Genomic DNA, 12,837 nt, shown 5'->3' with positions numbered 1-12,837 from the left:
CTGACCGTCCAGGTCAGGAAACGGTGCGGCGGCGGCACCTAAAATCCGCCCCCATGCAGAGATCGCAAATCGTCCGCCCGGCAGCCATGTTCTGGGGGCTGACGGTGTTCATGCCGGTCGGCGTCCCCTACCTCGCTTTCTTCCTGCTGCTCGTCGCGCTGCTGGCGGCCGGCGACTGGCGCGAACGCGCCGTCCGCCTGCGCGGCAACCCGATGTGGTGGCCGGTCATCGTCTACGTGGTGTGGACGCTGGCGGTGCTGGCGCTCGGGCCCTACTACCCGCAAACGCCGTCGAACCTGGTGCACGGGCTGCGCATCGCGGCCACGCTGCTGATGGCGCTCGCCCTCACGCGCGAGGAAGCCCTGTGGGCGCTGCGGGGCTTCTTGCTGATGGCGCTGGTGAATATCGCGATCATCGCGGCGCACCACGCGTTCGGCTTCCAGATCGTGGAAGCCTGGCGCGGCGTGGTGATGCCGGTTGGCAACAAGTCCATCAGCAACGCCCTGCTGTTCACCGTCGTGGGTGCGACGGCGGCCGTTTTCGGTCTCGCCGCACTGTCGGAACGCCATCGCTGGCAGGCCGTACCCGCATTCGCGATCACGCTGGCCGTGGTGATGATCATCTTTTTCAAGCTGGATTCCCGCACCTCGCTGCTGGCGATGCTGCTGGTCATTCCGGCCGCTTGCCTGCACCAGTGGCGGCGAAGGCTCGGCGTGCTCATGCTCGCGATGATCCTGGGCGGGGCCCTCGTGGCCGCAGGCCTGTGGAGTTCACCGGCGGTACAGCGCAAGTTCGAGCTCGGCGTGCACGAGATCGAAGCGGCGCAAGGCGGTGCGGTGTCCGAAGGCAGCTGGGTGGTGCGCTACTACATGTACCGCGACACGGGGCGCATGATCATCGACCGCCCGTTCGCGGGCTGGGGCATCGGCGGCTGGACCGAGCAGTGGCACCTGCGCGGCCCCAAGCTCCTGGCCGACTACAACATGCCGCACAACGACTTCCTGTGGATGGGTTCGCAGACCGGCATTCCGGGCGCGCTGAGCCTGCTCCTCATCATCCTGACCGGCATCTGGCTGGCCTGGCGGCGCGACGACCTGATCGGGCGCTATGCCTTCGTCGCGCAGCTGATCCTCCTGATCGCCACCAACGCCAATTCGGCGCTGCGCGATGCGCAGATCGGACTCAGCCTGCTGTGGGTGGCGACGATCTACCTGCGGCTCGCGCAGGAGCCGGGGGATTCATGGCGCGGATTGATACCGCGCCGGAGCCCACCCGTCCTCAGTGGCGATGCGCCACAGCCTCGCCCGCTTTGAGCCGGTAGACCGTGCCGCAATAAGGGCACTTGGCCTCGCCGCTGCGCGCCACGTCGAGATACACCTTGGGGTGCGCGCTCCACAGCTTCATGTTGGCCTTGGGGTTCGGGCAGAACACGCCGCCCTGGTGGTTCAGGTCCGTGGCCAGCAGTTCGATCACAGCGTTGGACATTGTCGTCAGACCTTCGTGAGCCAGTGGGCGTATTTGGGATTGCGGCCGTTCACGATGTCGAAGAAGGCGCTCTGGATCTTCTCGGTGACGGGACCGCGCGAGCCGATGCCGATCTCGATGCGGTCGAGCTCGCGGATCGGCGTCACCTCGGCCGCGGTGCCGGTGAAGAAGGCTTCCTCGGCGATGTAGACCTCATCGCGCGTGATGCGCTTCTGCACCACCTCGATGCCGAGATCCTTGCAGATGTGCAGGATGGTGTTGCGCGTGATGCCGTTGAGCGCGCCGGCCGACAGGTCGGGCGTGTAGACCACGCCGCCCTTGACCACGAAGATGTTCTCGCCCGCGCCCTCGGAGACGAAGCCGCTCGCGTCGAGCAGCAGGGCCTCGTCGTAGCCGTCGTCCAGCGCCTCCATGTTGGCGAGGATCGAGTTGCTGTAGTTGCTGACCGCCTTGGCCTGCGTCATCGTGATGTTGACGTGGTGGCGCGTGTAGCTCGAGGTCTTGACGCGGATGCCGCGCTTCATGCCTTCGTCGCCGAGGTAGGCGCCCCAGGCCCAGGCCGCGACCATGGCGTGGATGCGGTTGCCCTTGGGGCTGACGCCGAGCTTCTCGGAGCCGATCCACACCAGCGGGCGCAGGTAGCAGCTCTCGAGCTTGTTCTCGCGCACCACCTGCTTTTGCGCCTCGTTCAGCTGCTCGGGCGAAAACGGGATCTTCATGCGCAGGATCTTGGCGCTGTTGAACAGGCGCTCGGTGTGCTCGGCCAGGCGAAAGATCGCGGTGCCGTTGACCGTCTTGTAGGCCCGCACCCCCTCGAAAGCGCCGCAGCCGTAGTGCAGCGTGTGGCTCAGCACGTGGATCTTGGCGTCGCGCCAGTCCACGAGATCACCGTCCATCCAGATCTTGCCGTCACGATCGTCCAGTGCGGGGAGCGCGCTCATGTTCTTTGTCCTTTGGGGAAGGGGGTATGTCGCAAAAGCTTGCGATTTTACGGCGACGACCGACTTCGTCCCGCCGACAATGCACGGCTTTGCCAATCAGTCAGCCAGAAAAGGGTTCGTTTCAGTGTCCGTCTTCAAGAACGTCATCGTCTACCGCATCGAAGCATCGTGGTCGCAGTCGCACGGCCAGGTCGAGCAGGCCCTCGACCCGCTGCGTTTCGTCCCCTGCAGTCCCTCGCAGGAAAAATCCGCCGGCTGGGTCGAGCCCCGCGGCGAAGAGCACGGCCCGTTGGTCGAATCCATCGGCGGCCAGTGGCTGCTCGAATACATGATCGAGAGCAAGACGCTGCCGGCCTCGGTGGTGCGCCGCAAGGTCGAGGAGCGCGCCGCGCAGATCGAGGCCACCACCGGGCGCAAGCCGGGCAAGAAAGAAAAGAAGGAGCTCAAGGAAGACGTCACGCACGAGCTGCTGCCGCTGGCCTTCACACGCCACGCGCGCATCGCGGTGTGGATCGACCCGGCGGCCCGCCGGCTGGTGGTCAATGCGAGCAATGTCGCGCGCGCCGACGAGGTGGTGACCAGCCTGGTGAAGGCGCTGGAAGGCTTTGCCGTTGCGCAAATCAACACGCAGGTGGAGCCGGCTGCCGCCATGTCGGACTGGCTCTCGACCCAGGAGCCGCCGGCCGGCTTCACCATTGACCGCGAGTGCGAGCTCAAGGCCAGCGACGAGTCGAAGGCCGTGGTGCGCTATGCCAAGCACCCGCTGGACATCGAGGAGGTGCGCCAGCATATCGCCGACGGCAAGCGCCCGACCCGGCTCGCGATGACCTGGGACGACCGCGTGTCCTTCGAGCTGACCGAGGGGCTGCAGCTGCGCAAGATCGTGTTCCTCGAAGGCACGCTCGACGATGCGCCGGCCTCGGCCAAGGAAGACAACTTCGATGCCGACGCCGCGATCGCGACCGGCGAGCTCGGCCAGCTGGTGCCGGAGCTGATCGAGGCGCTGGGCGGGGAGATGAAGCTGGGCGGGGCGGCGGCCGATGCGGCGCCTGCGCCGGCAGAGTCCAAGGCCGAAGAGCTCGCCGACGAATCGGCGCCGTTTTAGGCGCCTGTTGACAGGCCCTAAAACGGCGGCCGCAGCGCGTCGGTCGCGCCGGGCTTGACGGCGTCGGCGCTCGGCGCGTCGGCCTGCTGCGACGCGTCTTCGTCCGGCACCTCGGGCCGCACCAGCTTCCACTCGCTCAGCTTGCCGTTCGCGAAGGTGGCATCGACCCAGGAGCCGCCGCCGTCGGTCCAGCGGAAAACTTCTGGCTGCGCGTCCTTGGGCGAACGCTGCTCGCCGAGCGCGCGCGTCATCGCGATCACGTGCAGCAGGGTCACCTTGGGCTTGAGCTTGGCGTTGAGCATCACCGCGCTGGCGACCGTGCCGATGGGCCGGTCGGCGGCGCGTTTCAGGACCTGCATGGTGCGGTTGAAATGCATCAGCAGGAACATGACGATGGCGCCGCCCGCGAGCGCGACGCCGGCCCATCCATAGGCGCGATAGGCGAGGCCGAGCAGCACGAGGCCGGCGAGCGGAACGAGGACTTTGCCGAAATTCATGACCGGTATTGTCACGCCCCGGGCTAGTGCAGCTGCCGCACCACGTCCATGGCTTCCTCGATGCGGTCCACCGGGTGGATGGTCAGCCCCTCGATCTCCTTCGCGCCCTTGCGCGGCGCGTTGGCCTTGGGCACCACCGCTACGCTGAAGCCCAGCTTGGCGGCCTCGCGCAGGCGCTCCTGGCCGCGCGGCGCCGGCCGCACCTCGCCGGCGAGGCCGACTTCGCCGAAGGCGATGAAGCCCTTGGGCAAGGGCTTGCCGCGCAGGCTGGAAGTGATGGCGAGCATCACGGCCAGGTCGGCCGCCGGCTCGCTGATGCGCACGCCGCCGACCGCATTGACGAACACGTCCTGGTCCATGCAAGCCACGCCCGCATGGCGGTGCAGCACTGCGAGCAGCATTGCGAGCCGGTCGCGGTCGAGCCCGACCGATAGGCGCCGCGGACTCGGCCCGCCGTTGTCGACCAGCGCCTGGATCTCGACCAGCATCGGCCGCGTGCCTTCGAGCGTGACCAGCACCACGCTGCCGGGCACCGGTTCGGCGTGCTGGCTCAGGAAGATCGCGCTCGGGTTGGTCACGCCTTTCAGGCCGCGCTCGGTCATCGCGAACACGCCGATCTCGTTGACCGCGCCGAAGCGGTTCTTGATGGCGCGCACCAGTCGAAAGCTCGAGTGCGTGTCGCCTTCGAAGTAGAGCACCGTGTCGACCATGTGCTCCAGCACGCGCGGGCCGGCCAGCGCGCCCTCCTTGGTCACGTGGCCCACCAGCACCACCGCCGTGCCGCTGGCCTTGGCGAAGCGCGTGAGGTGTGCGGCGCACTCGCGCACCTGCGCCACCGAACCCGGCGCCGAGGTCAGCTGGTCGGAGTAGACGGTCTGGATCGAATCGATCACCGCGATCGCGGGCCGCGTGGCGTCGAGCGTGGCGAGGATCTTCTCGAGCTGGATCTCGGCCAGCACCTGCACCTGCGATTGCGGCAGGCCCAACCGCCGCGAGCGCAGCGCCACCTGGGCGCCGCTTTCCTCCCCGGTGACGTAGATCGCGTTGCGGCCGGCGCGCTGCAGCGCGTCGACCGCCTGCAGCAAGAGCGTCGACTTGCCGATGCCCGGGTCACCGCCGATCAGGGTGACGCCGCCGTCGACGATGCCGCCGCCCAGCACGCGGTCGAGCTCGTCGAGCCCGGTAGGCGTGCGCTCGATGTCGGTGGCCTCGATTTCGGACAGCGTGGCCAGCTCGGCCGAGCCGGCGAGCGCCGCGAACTGCGCGCCGAAGCGGTTATTGGCGCTGCCGCCCGCGGGGCCGGCCACCTGTTCGATCAGCGTGTTCCAGGCGCCGCAGCTGGGGCAGCGGCCGAGCCACTTGGGGCTGGTGCCGCCGCATTCGGAGCAGACGAAGAGGGTTTTTTCCTTGGCCATCGCCCGAGTGTAGGGAGGGCGTCAGCCCGGCTCAGGGAAAACCCCGCCGAAGCCCGCCCGGAAGGCACTTGCAATTAATTTAACATGTTAAATAATCAAGACCTTCATGAGCACCCCCTTTGTCCACCGCAATCTGCCGCGCCTGCTGCTTCAGGCGCGCGAAGCCGTCATGGCGCACACGCGGCCCAGCCTGCGCGAGCATGGCCTGAGCGATCAGCAATGGCGCGTGCTGCGCGTGCTTGGCGAGCTCGGCGTGGTCGAGACCGGCCGCGTCGCACGCGAGGCCTTCATCCTCGGCCCCAGCCTGACCGGCGTGCTCTCGCGCATGGAGCGCGACGGCCTGATCCGTCGCGAGCGCGATCCGGCGGACCAGCGCCGCACCGTGGTCGAGGCCACGGCCAAGGGCACGCGCATGGTGAGCAAGCTCTCGCGCGCGATCGAGGCGCACTACGACTGGATGGAAAAGTCCCTCGGCAAGCAGAAGCTGTCGCAGCTCTACGTGCTGCTGGACGAAGTGATCGAACTGGAGCAGCCATGAGCTTCATGCCCACCGGCACGGTCTACGGCGTGCTGCTCAACTTCCGCGCCGAAGTCGAGGCGCTGGCGCCGCAGATGAGCCAGCCGCCCTACAAGGCGCCGCCGCAAGCGCCCGTGCTCTACGTGAAGACGGCCAACACCTGGAGTCCGCATGGCAGCGCCATCACCGTGCCGGCCAAGGTGCCCGAGGTCGAAGTCGGCGCCACCATCGGCATGGTCATCGGCGCCGACAGCGACGTCGAAGGCTTCGTGCTGATGAACGACCTGTCGATCCCGCATGCGAGCTTCTTCCGCCCGCCCGTCAAGTTCAAGTGCGTGGACGGCCTCCTCGGTATCGGGCCTGCCATGCGCGATGCGCAGGAGGTCGCCGACCCGGCGCAGTTCAGTCTCGAAGTGCGCATCAACGGCGAACTGCGCCAGTCGGTGGATTTCTCGCAGACGGTGCGCAGCGCGGCGCAACTGCTGTCCGAGGTCGGCGCCTTCATGACGCTCGCACACGGCGACGTGCTGATGCTCGGCTGCGATGCCGGCCGTCCGCTGGCGCGCCCCGGCGACCGCATCGAGATCAGCGCGCCGGGTTTCGAAACCCTGGTCAACACGCTGGTGGGAGAACAACCATGAAGCACGCGCGCGTCACCTTCGAAGGCGCGGAGCACGAGGCGACCGAGCGCGACGGCCGCCTGCTGCTCGCCGACGGCCGCGCGGTCGGCTTCGACGAGGTGATGTGGCTGCCGCCCCTCGCGCCGACGCCGCGGCCGCGCACCATCCTCGCGCTCGGCCTCAACTACGCCGACCATGCGAAGGAACTGGCGTTCAAGGCGCCCGAGGAGCCGCTGGTCTTCGTCAAGGGCGAGAGCACGCTCACAGGCCATCGCCAGGTCACCTACCGCCCGGCCGGCGTCTCGTTCATGCACTACGAATGCGAGCTGGTGATCGTGGTCGGCAAGACCGCGCGCAAGGTGCGGCAGGGCGACGCCTACGACTTCATCGGCGCCTACACGGTGGCCAACGACTATGCGATCCGCGACTACCTCGAGAACTGGTACCGCCCCAACCTGCGCGTGAAGAACCGCGACACCTGCACGCCGATCGGCCCCTGGCTCGTGGACGCGAAGGACGTGCCCGACCCGATGGCGCTCGCGCTCAAGACCACCGTCAACGGCAAGCTCACGCAGTCGGGCAACACGAAGGACATGATCTTCGACGCGCCCTTCCTCATCGAATATTTCTCGAGCTTCATGACGCTCTCGCCCGGCGACCTGATCCTCACGGGCACGCCCGACGGCGTGGTCGACTGCCAGCCCGGGGACGTGATCGTGACCGAGATCGAGCGCATCGGCGCGCTCTCCAACACCATCGGTGCGGCCTGAGCCCGCATCGCCCAGAACACATCACGAAGGAGACGACATGGTCAAGAAGTCCTGGCTGGCGACGGCCCTGGTGGCATTGGGCGCTTCCGTCTTCGCCGCCGGCGCTGCAGCGCAGCCCTATCCGAACAAGCCCGTGCGCTGGGTGGTCGGCTACCCGGCCGGCGGAGGCACCGATTTCCTCGCGCGCACCGCCGGCGCCCAGTTGTCGCAGCAGCTCGGCCAGCCAGTACTGGTCGACAACCGCCCGGGCGCCGGCGCCATCATCGCGTCCGAGCACGTGGCCCGCGCACCGGCCGACGGCTACACCGTGTTCTCGGCCGACAACGGCGTGCTGGTCTACAACCCCGCGCTCTACAAGAAGCTGCCCTACGACCCCGAGAAGGACTTTGCGCTGCTCGCCATGATGGGCCGCTCGGCGCTGGTCATCACGGCCGGCCCCAATGCCGGCTTCGCAGACGCCAAGGCGCTGCTCGCCGAGCTCAAGCGCTCGCCGGGCAAGTACAGCATCGGAACGCCCGGCAACGGCAGCCCGCACCACCTCGCGCTCGAGCTGTTCCAGCGCGAGGCGGGCGTCTCCCTGCTCCACGTGCCCTACAAGGGCGGCGCGCCGGCCATGCAGGACCTGATGGCCGGGCAGGTGCCGCTGATCGTGCTCGACCTGCCCAGCGGCGTCAGCGCGGTCAAGGCCGGCAAGATCACGCCGCTGATCGCCCTGTCGGCCGAACGGATGCCGCAACTGCCCAACGTGCCGACGGCGAAAGAGCTCGGCTACGCGGGCGTCGAGGCCTATGCCTGGCAAGGCCTCGTCGCGCCGGCGGCCACGCCCAAGGACGTGCAGGCCCGGCTCGGCGCCGAGCTGCAGAAGGCGGTGAGCGACGCCGGCGTGCGGCAGAAGCTCTTCGACGCCGGATGGGATGCAACCCCCGCCGACGCGGCCGCGATGACCCGCTACACCGAGGCGGAGCGCAAGAAGTGGCACGCGCTGATCAAGGCACGCGACATCAAGCTGGACTAGGACCCTCATGAAGATCGACCACCTCATCGACGGCAAGCCGGTCGCCGGCCGCGACTACTTCCAGACCGTCAACCCGGCCACGCAAGAGGTGCTGGCCGAGGTCGCCGCGGGCGGCGAAGCCGAAGTGAACGCGGCCGTCGCCGCCGCCAAGGAAGCCTTCCCGAAATGGGCCGGCATGCCCGCGCCGCAGCGCGCCAAGCTGATCCGCAAGCTGGGCGACCTGATCGCCGCCCACGTGCCCGAGCTCGCGCGCACCGAGACCGATGACTGCGGCCAGGTCATCGCGCAGACCGGCAAGCAGCTGGTGCCGCGCGCGGCCGACAACTTCTACTACTTCGCCGAGATGTGCACGCGCGTCGACGGCCACACCTACCCGACCGAGACACACCTCAACTACACGCTGTTCCATCCGGTCGGCGTGTGCGCGCTGATATCGCCGTGGAACGTGCCCTTCATGACCGCCACCTGGAAGGTCGCACCCTGCCTGGCCTTCGGCAACACCGCGGTGTTGAAGATGAGCGAGCTCTCGCCGCTCACCGCCGCGCGGCTCGGTGAGCTGGCGCTCGAGGCCGGCATCCCGCCCGGTGTGCTGAACCTGGTGCACGGCTACGGCAAGGACGCGGGCGAGCCGCTGGTGGCGCATCCGGATGTGCGCGCCATCTCCTTCACCGGCTCCACGGCCACGGGCAACCGCATCGTCAAGAGTGCGGGCCTGAAGAAGTTCAGCATGGAGCTCGGCGGCAAGAGCCCCTTCGTGATCTTCGAGGACGCGAACCTCGAGCGCGCGCTCGACGCGGCCGTGTTCATGATCTTCAGCAACAACGGCGAGCGCTGCACGGCCGGCTCGCGCATCCTGGTGCAGCAGTCGATCTATGCCGACTTCGCCGCCAGGTTCGCCGAGCGCGCGAAGCGCATCGCGGTCGGCGATCCGCTTCATGAAGCGACCATCGTCGGCCCGATGATCTCGCAGGCGCATCTCGCCAAGGTGCGCAGCTACATCGAGCTCGGCCCGAAGGAAGGCGCGACGCTGCTGTGCGGCGGGTTGGAAACGCCGCAACTGCCCGACCGGGTGAAGAGGGGCAACTACGTGATGCCCACCGTCTTCGCCGATGTCGACAACCGCATGAAGATCGCGCAGGACGAGATCTTCGGCCCCGTCGCCTGCCTCATTCCCTTCAAGGACGAGGCCGATGCGATCCGCCTGGCCAACGACATCCCCTACGGATTGAGCAGCTACGTCTGGAGCGAGAACATCGGCCGCGCGCACCGCGTCGCGGCCGCGGTCGAAGCCGGCATGTGCTTCGTCAACAGCCAGAACGTCAGAGACCTGCGCCAGCCCTTCGGCGGCACCAAGGCCTCGGGCACCGGGCGCGAAGGCGGCACCTGGAGCTACGAGGTCTTCTGCGAACCGAAGAATGTGGCCGTGTCGCTGGGTTCGCATCACATCCCTCACTGGGGAGTCTGACCATGGGCACGCTCGCACTCGCAGCCAAGATCACGCATGTGCCGTCGATGTACCTGTCGGAATTCCCCGGCCCGAACTTCGGCTGCCGCGAGGCGGCGATCAACGGCCACAAGGAAATCGACCGCCGCTGCCGCGAACTGGGCGTGGACACCATCGTGGTCTTCGACGTGCACTGGCAGGTCAACAGCGAATATCACATCAACTGCGGCCCGCAGTTCGGCGGCACCTACACCAGCAACGAGCTGCCGCACTTCATCAAGAACATGCCCTATGCCTACCCGGGCAACCCGGCGCTGGGCCACCTGATCGCCGACGTGGCCAACGAGATGGGCGTGAAGAGCCGCGCCCACAGCGACACCACGCTCGAACTCGAATACGGCACGCTGGTGCCGATGCGCTACATGAACGCCGACCAGCACTACAAGGTGATCAGCATCAGCGGCTGGTGCGACTGGCACGACCTCACCGAATCCGGCCGCTTCGGCCTCGCGGTGCGGCGCGCCATCGAGGAACGCTACGATGGCACGGTGGCGGTGTTCGCCAGCGGCTCGCTGTCGCATCATTTCGCCGACAACGGCCGCGCGCCCGAGTTCATGCACAAGGTCTACGATCCTTTCCTCGAGCAGGTCGACCGCCGCGTGGTCCAGCTCTGGGAAGCCGGTGAATGGAAGACCTTCGTCGGCATGCTGCCGATGTATGCCGACAAGTGCTGGGGCGAAGGCGACATGCACGACACGGCCATGCTGCTCGGCCTGCTGGGCTGGGACCGCTACACGGCGCCGGTGGAGATCGTCACGCCTTATTTCGGCAGCTCGGGGACGGGGCAGATCAATGCGATCTTTCCGGTCACGCCGCTGCCTGCACTGGCCACCGCCTGAGGAAAAGAAAGATGCCGCATCTGGTGATCCTCTACACCCCCAACATCGAGCGCGAGGCCGACATGACGGCGCTGTGCCGCACGATGGCCGACGCCATGCTGGAGCAGCGCGACGACGAGGGCCGGCAGGTCTATCCGACCGGCGGCACGCGCGTGCTGGCCTTTCCGGCCGCGCACCATGCGGTGGCCGACGGCGAGGGCGACTACGCCTTCGTCTACCTCAACGTGCGCATGGCGGCGGGACGCAGCGAAGCAGTGAAGAAGCGCATCGGCGACGCCTTGCTGGAAAAGGTGAAGACGCATTTCGAGCCGCTGCTCGCGAAGCGGCACGTCGGCATCACGCTGCAGATCGACGAAGCGCCCGGCCAGGTCTACGACGGCAAGTGCGGCAACCTGCATCCTCTCTTCAACAAATAGCCGCCACGCATGCTCGACAAGAAGATCATCCAGCAGCTCGCCACCGAGCTGCACGAAAGCGAGAAGTCGCGCGTGCAGCTGCGGCACTTCTCCCGGCGCTTTCCCGAGATGACGGTCGAGGACGGCTACGCGATCTCGCGCGAATGGGTGAAGACCAAGCTGACCGAAGGACGCGTGGTCAAGGGCCACAAGATCGGCCTCACCTCGCGCGCGATGCAGCTGTCCAGCCAGATCACCGAGCCCGACTACGGCACGCTCTTGGACGACATGTTCTTCGAGCAGGGCGGCGACATCCCGTTCACGCGCTTCATCGCGCCGCGCATCGAGGTCGAGCTGGCCTTCGTGCTCGGCAGGCGGCTGCAGGGGCCGCACGTGAGCATCTTCGACGTGCTCGCGGCCACCGACTACGTGGTGCCGGCGATCGAGATCATCGATGCGCGCATCGAGCAGTTCGACCGCGAGACCAAGGCGCCGCGCCGCGTCTTCGACACCATCGCCGACAACGCGGCCAACGCCGGCATCGTGACCGGCGGACGGCCGGTCAAGCCCGACGCGGTCGACCTGCGCTGGGTCAGCGCCCTGCTCTACAAGAACGGCGTGATCGAGGAATCGGGCGTGGCCGCCGCCGTGCTCAACCACCCGGCCACCGGCGTGGCCTGGCTCGCCAACAAGCTCGCGCCCTGGGGCGAATGCCTGGAGCCCGGCGAGGTGGTGCTCGGCGGCTCGTTCACGCGTCCGACCACCGGACTGCCCGGAGATACCTTCCATGCGGACTACGGCCCCCTGGGCTCGATCTCGTTCCGCTTCACCTGAAAGCCGACCATGCAAACCCCCACGAACCCCTTCAAGCAAGCCCTCGCCGAGAAGCGCGTGCAAATCGGCCTCTGGCTCGGCCTCGCCGATGCCTACTGCGCCGAGATCTGCGCCGGCGCCGGCTTCGACTGGCTCTTGATCGACGGCGAGCATTCGCCCAACGGCCTGCGCAGCGTGCTGCAGCAGGCGCAGGCGATCGCCGCCTACCCCGGCGCCAACGCGATCGCGCGCGTGCCGGTCGGCCATGGCGACGTCGGCACGGCGCTGATCAAGCAGTACCTGGACCTCGGCCTGCAAACCATCCTGGTGCCGATGGTCGACACGCCCGAGCAGGCGCAGGCGATCGCGCGCGCGATGCGCTATCCGCCGCACGGCATCCGCGGCATGGGCGGTGCGCGCGCTTCGCGCTGGGGCCGCTACCCGGCCTATGCCAAGGAAGCCAACGAGCAGGTCTGCCTGCTGGTGCAGGCCGAGACGCGCGAGGCGCTGGCCAACCTGGATGCCATCGCGGCCGTGGACGGCATCGACGGCGTCTTCATCGGCCCAGCGGACCTCTCGGCATCGCTGGGTCACGTCGGCAATCCGAACCACCCCGAGGTGCAGGCGGCGATCGAGGATGCGATCGCGCGCATCAACCGCGCCGGCAAGGCCGCCGGCATCCTGACGCCCGACGAGGCGCAGGCGCGCAAGTACCTCGAACTCGGCGCCCTCTTCGTCGCCGTCGGCCTCGACACCAATCTGCTGGCGCGCAGCACCAGTGCGCTCGCCTCGCGCTTCAAGGACAACGCGCAGGCGCTGCCGGCGAGCAAGACCTACTGATTGGAGGTAAACGCGGAGCTGCGGCGCGGCGGCTTGCTGGAAGAATACGCGCTCACCGTGCGCCCCACCCCCGAGGCGCCA

General features: G+C 67.8%; 15 protein-coding genes. 11 read left to right on the top strand and 4 right to left on the bottom strand.

Annotation, left to right across the window (positions count from 1 at the left end):
• Positions 1-53: 53 nt before the first annotated feature.
• Positions 54-1,313 carry an O-antigen ligase family protein gene (locus tag ACSQ9I_RS01745; protein WP_436312077.1) on the top strand — a complete coding sequence of 420 codons (1,260 nt, stop codon included), beginning with the start codon at positions 54-56 and terminating at the stop codon, positions 1,311-1,313.
• Here the strand turns inward: ACSQ9I_RS01745 and ACSQ9I_RS01740 are convergent.
• Positions 1,279-1,485 carry a zinc-finger domain-containing protein gene (locus ACSQ9I_RS01740; protein WP_436312076.1) on the bottom strand — a complete coding sequence of 69 codons (207 nt, stop codon included), beginning with the start codon at positions 1,483-1,485 and terminating at the stop codon, positions 1,279-1,281. The two genes, ACSQ9I_RS01745 and ACSQ9I_RS01740, sit on opposite strands and share 35 nt — an antisense overlap.
• Positions 1,486-1,490: 5 nt before the next feature.
• The gene (locus tag ACSQ9I_RS01735; protein ID WP_093104290.1) at positions 1,491-2,426 is read right to left on the bottom strand and encodes a branched-chain amino acid transaminase; all 936 of its coding nucleotides are present in this window, start codon (positions 2,424-2,426) and stop codon (positions 1,491-1,493) included.
• Between the two features lie 124 nt (positions 2,427-2,550).
• Here ACSQ9I_RS01735 and ACSQ9I_RS01730 point away from each other — a divergent pair, with 124 nt between their 5' ends.
• Positions 2,551-3,531 carry a recombination-associated protein RdgC gene (locus ACSQ9I_RS01730; RefSeq protein ID WP_436312075.1) on the top strand — a complete coding sequence of 327 codons (981 nt, stop codon included), beginning with the start codon at positions 2,551-2,553 and terminating at the stop codon, positions 3,529-3,531.
• A 17-nt stretch (positions 3,532-3,548) separates the two neighbouring features.
• Here ACSQ9I_RS01730 and ACSQ9I_RS01725 read toward each other — a convergent pair whose 3' ends face one another.
• Positions 3,549-4,028, bottom strand: coding sequence for a glycerate kinase (locus tag ACSQ9I_RS01725; RefSeq protein ID WP_436312074.1), 480 nt, complete (start codon positions 4,026-4,028; stop codon positions 3,549-3,551).
• Between the two features lie 23 nt (positions 4,029-4,051).
• Positions 4,052-5,443 (bottom strand): DNA repair protein RadA, encoded by a 1,392-nt coding sequence (radA, locus tag ACSQ9I_RS01720; protein ID WP_436292361.1) that lies wholly within the window; start codon positions 5,441-5,443, stop codon positions 4,052-4,054.
• A 106-nt stretch (positions 5,444-5,549) separates the two neighbouring features.
• Between radA and hpaR the strand changes: the two genes are divergently transcribed.
• From hpaR to ACSQ9I_RS01675, 9 genes are read left to right on the top strand one after another with little or no spacing between them, the layout of a single operon-like run.
• Positions 5,550-5,981, top strand: a complete 432-nt coding sequence (gene hpaR, locus ACSQ9I_RS01715; protein WP_093104296.1) for a homoprotocatechuate degradation operon regulator HpaR — start codon at positions 5,550-5,552, stop codon at positions 5,979-5,981.
• Positions 5,978-6,601: a fumarylacetoacetate hydrolase family protein gene (locus ACSQ9I_RS01710; protein ID WP_436312073.1), complete on the top strand. Its 624-nt coding sequence runs from the start codon at positions 5,978-5,980 to the stop codon at positions 6,599-6,601. Before hpaR ends, ACSQ9I_RS01710 begins: the two co-directional genes overlap by 4 nt.
• Positions 6,598-7,350, top strand: a complete 753-nt coding sequence (locus tag ACSQ9I_RS01705; protein WP_436312072.1) for a fumarylacetoacetate hydrolase family protein — start codon at positions 6,598-6,600, stop codon at positions 7,348-7,350. The genes ACSQ9I_RS01710 and ACSQ9I_RS01705 overlap by 4 nt, the downstream gene beginning before the upstream one ends.
• A gap of 37 nt (positions 7,351-7,387) precedes the next feature.
• A complete protein-coding gene (locus ACSQ9I_RS01700) occupies positions 7,388-8,365 on the top strand; it encodes a Bug family tripartite tricarboxylate transporter substrate binding protein (RefSeq protein ID WP_436292358.1) in 978 nt (325 codons plus the stop codon).
• Positions 8,366-8,372: 7 nt separating this feature from the next.
• A complete protein-coding gene (gene hpaE / locus ACSQ9I_RS01695; RefSeq protein WP_436312071.1) occupies positions 8,373-9,830 on the top strand; it encodes a 5-carboxymethyl-2-hydroxymuconate semialdehyde dehydrogenase in 1,458 nt (485 codons plus the stop codon).
• Between the two features lie 2 nt (positions 9,831-9,832).
• Positions 9,833-10,708: a 3,4-dihydroxyphenylacetate 2,3-dioxygenase gene (gene hpaD / locus ACSQ9I_RS01690; protein WP_436312070.1), complete on the top strand. Its 876-nt coding sequence runs from the start codon at positions 9,833-9,835 to the stop codon at positions 10,706-10,708.
• A gap of 11 nt (positions 10,709-10,719) precedes the next feature.
• Positions 10,720-11,124 carry a 5-carboxymethyl-2-hydroxymuconate Delta-isomerase gene (locus ACSQ9I_RS01685; protein WP_436312069.1) on the top strand — a complete coding sequence of 135 codons (405 nt, stop codon included), beginning with the start codon at positions 10,720-10,722 and terminating at the stop codon, positions 11,122-11,124.
• A 9-nt stretch (positions 11,125-11,133) separates the two neighbouring features.
• Positions 11,134-11,937 (top strand): 2-oxo-hept-4-ene-1,7-dioate hydratase, encoded by an 804-nt coding sequence (gene hpaH / locus ACSQ9I_RS01680; protein ID WP_436312068.1) that lies wholly within the window; start codon positions 11,134-11,136, stop codon positions 11,935-11,937.
• A gap of 9 nt (positions 11,938-11,946) precedes the next feature.
• Positions 11,947-12,756, top strand: a complete 810-nt coding sequence (locus ACSQ9I_RS01675; protein WP_436302463.1) for an aldolase/citrate lyase family protein — start codon at positions 11,947-11,949, stop codon at positions 12,754-12,756.
• Positions 12,757-12,837 lie beyond the last annotated feature (81 nt).

Origin of the sequence: Variovorax sp. LjRoot84 (genome assembly GCF_964254305.1) — a bacterium.
Taxonomy (GTDB): Bacteria; Pseudomonadota; Gammaproteobacteria; order Burkholderiales; family Burkholderiaceae_C; genus Variovorax.
Note: the sequence above shows the minus strand (reverse complement) of the source record. Positions and strands in the feature narration are given on the sequence as shown.

What these genes read in the sequence shown, in the direction of transcription:
- ACSQ9I_RS01745 (WP_436312077.1), top strand. Translation starts at nt 54, where the DNA reads ATGCAGAGATCGCAAATCGTCCGCCCGGCAGCCATGTTCTGGGGGCTG.
- ACSQ9I_RS01740 (WP_436312076.1), bottom strand. Translation starts at nt 1,485, where the DNA reads ATGTCCAACGCTGTGATCGAACTGCTGGCCACGGACCTGAACCACCAG.
- ACSQ9I_RS01735 (WP_093104290.1), bottom strand. Translation starts at nt 2,426, where the DNA reads ATGAGCGCGCTCCCCGCACTGGACGATCGTGACGGCAAGATCTGGATG.
- ACSQ9I_RS01725 (WP_436312074.1), bottom strand. Translation starts at nt 4,028, where the DNA reads ATGAATTTCGGCAAAGTCCTCGTTCCGCTCGCCGGCCTCGTGCTGCTC.
- radA (WP_436292361.1), bottom strand. Translation starts at nt 5,443, where the DNA reads ATGGCCAAGGAAAAAACCCTCTTCGTCTGCTCCGAATGCGGCGGCACC.
- hpaR (WP_093104296.1), top strand. Translation starts at nt 5,550, where the DNA reads ATGAGCACCCCCTTTGTCCACCGCAATCTGCCGCGCCTGCTGCTTCAG.
- ACSQ9I_RS01710 (WP_436312073.1), top strand. Translation starts at nt 5,978, where the DNA reads ATGAGCTTCATGCCCACCGGCACGGTCTACGGCGTGCTGCTCAACTTC.
- ACSQ9I_RS01705 (WP_436312072.1), top strand. Translation starts at nt 6,598, where the DNA reads ATGAAGCACGCGCGCGTCACCTTCGAAGGCGCGGAGCACGAGGCGACC.
- ACSQ9I_RS01700 (WP_436292358.1), top strand. Translation starts at nt 7,388, where the DNA reads ATGGTCAAGAAGTCCTGGCTGGCGACGGCCCTGGTGGCATTGGGCGCT.
- hpaE (WP_436312071.1), top strand. Translation starts at nt 8,373, where the DNA reads ATGAAGATCGACCACCTCATCGACGGCAAGCCGGTCGCCGGCCGCGAC.
- hpaD (WP_436312070.1), top strand. Translation starts at nt 9,833, where the DNA reads ATGGGCACGCTCGCACTCGCAGCCAAGATCACGCATGTGCCGTCGATG.
- ACSQ9I_RS01685 (WP_436312069.1), top strand. Translation starts at nt 10,720, where the DNA reads ATGCCGCATCTGGTGATCCTCTACACCCCCAACATCGAGCGCGAGGCC.
- hpaH (WP_436312068.1), top strand. Translation starts at nt 11,134, where the DNA reads ATGCTCGACAAGAAGATCATCCAGCAGCTCGCCACCGAGCTGCACGAA.
- ACSQ9I_RS01675 (WP_436302463.1), top strand. Translation starts at nt 11,947, where the DNA reads ATGCAAACCCCCACGAACCCCTTCAAGCAAGCCCTCGCCGAGAAGCGC.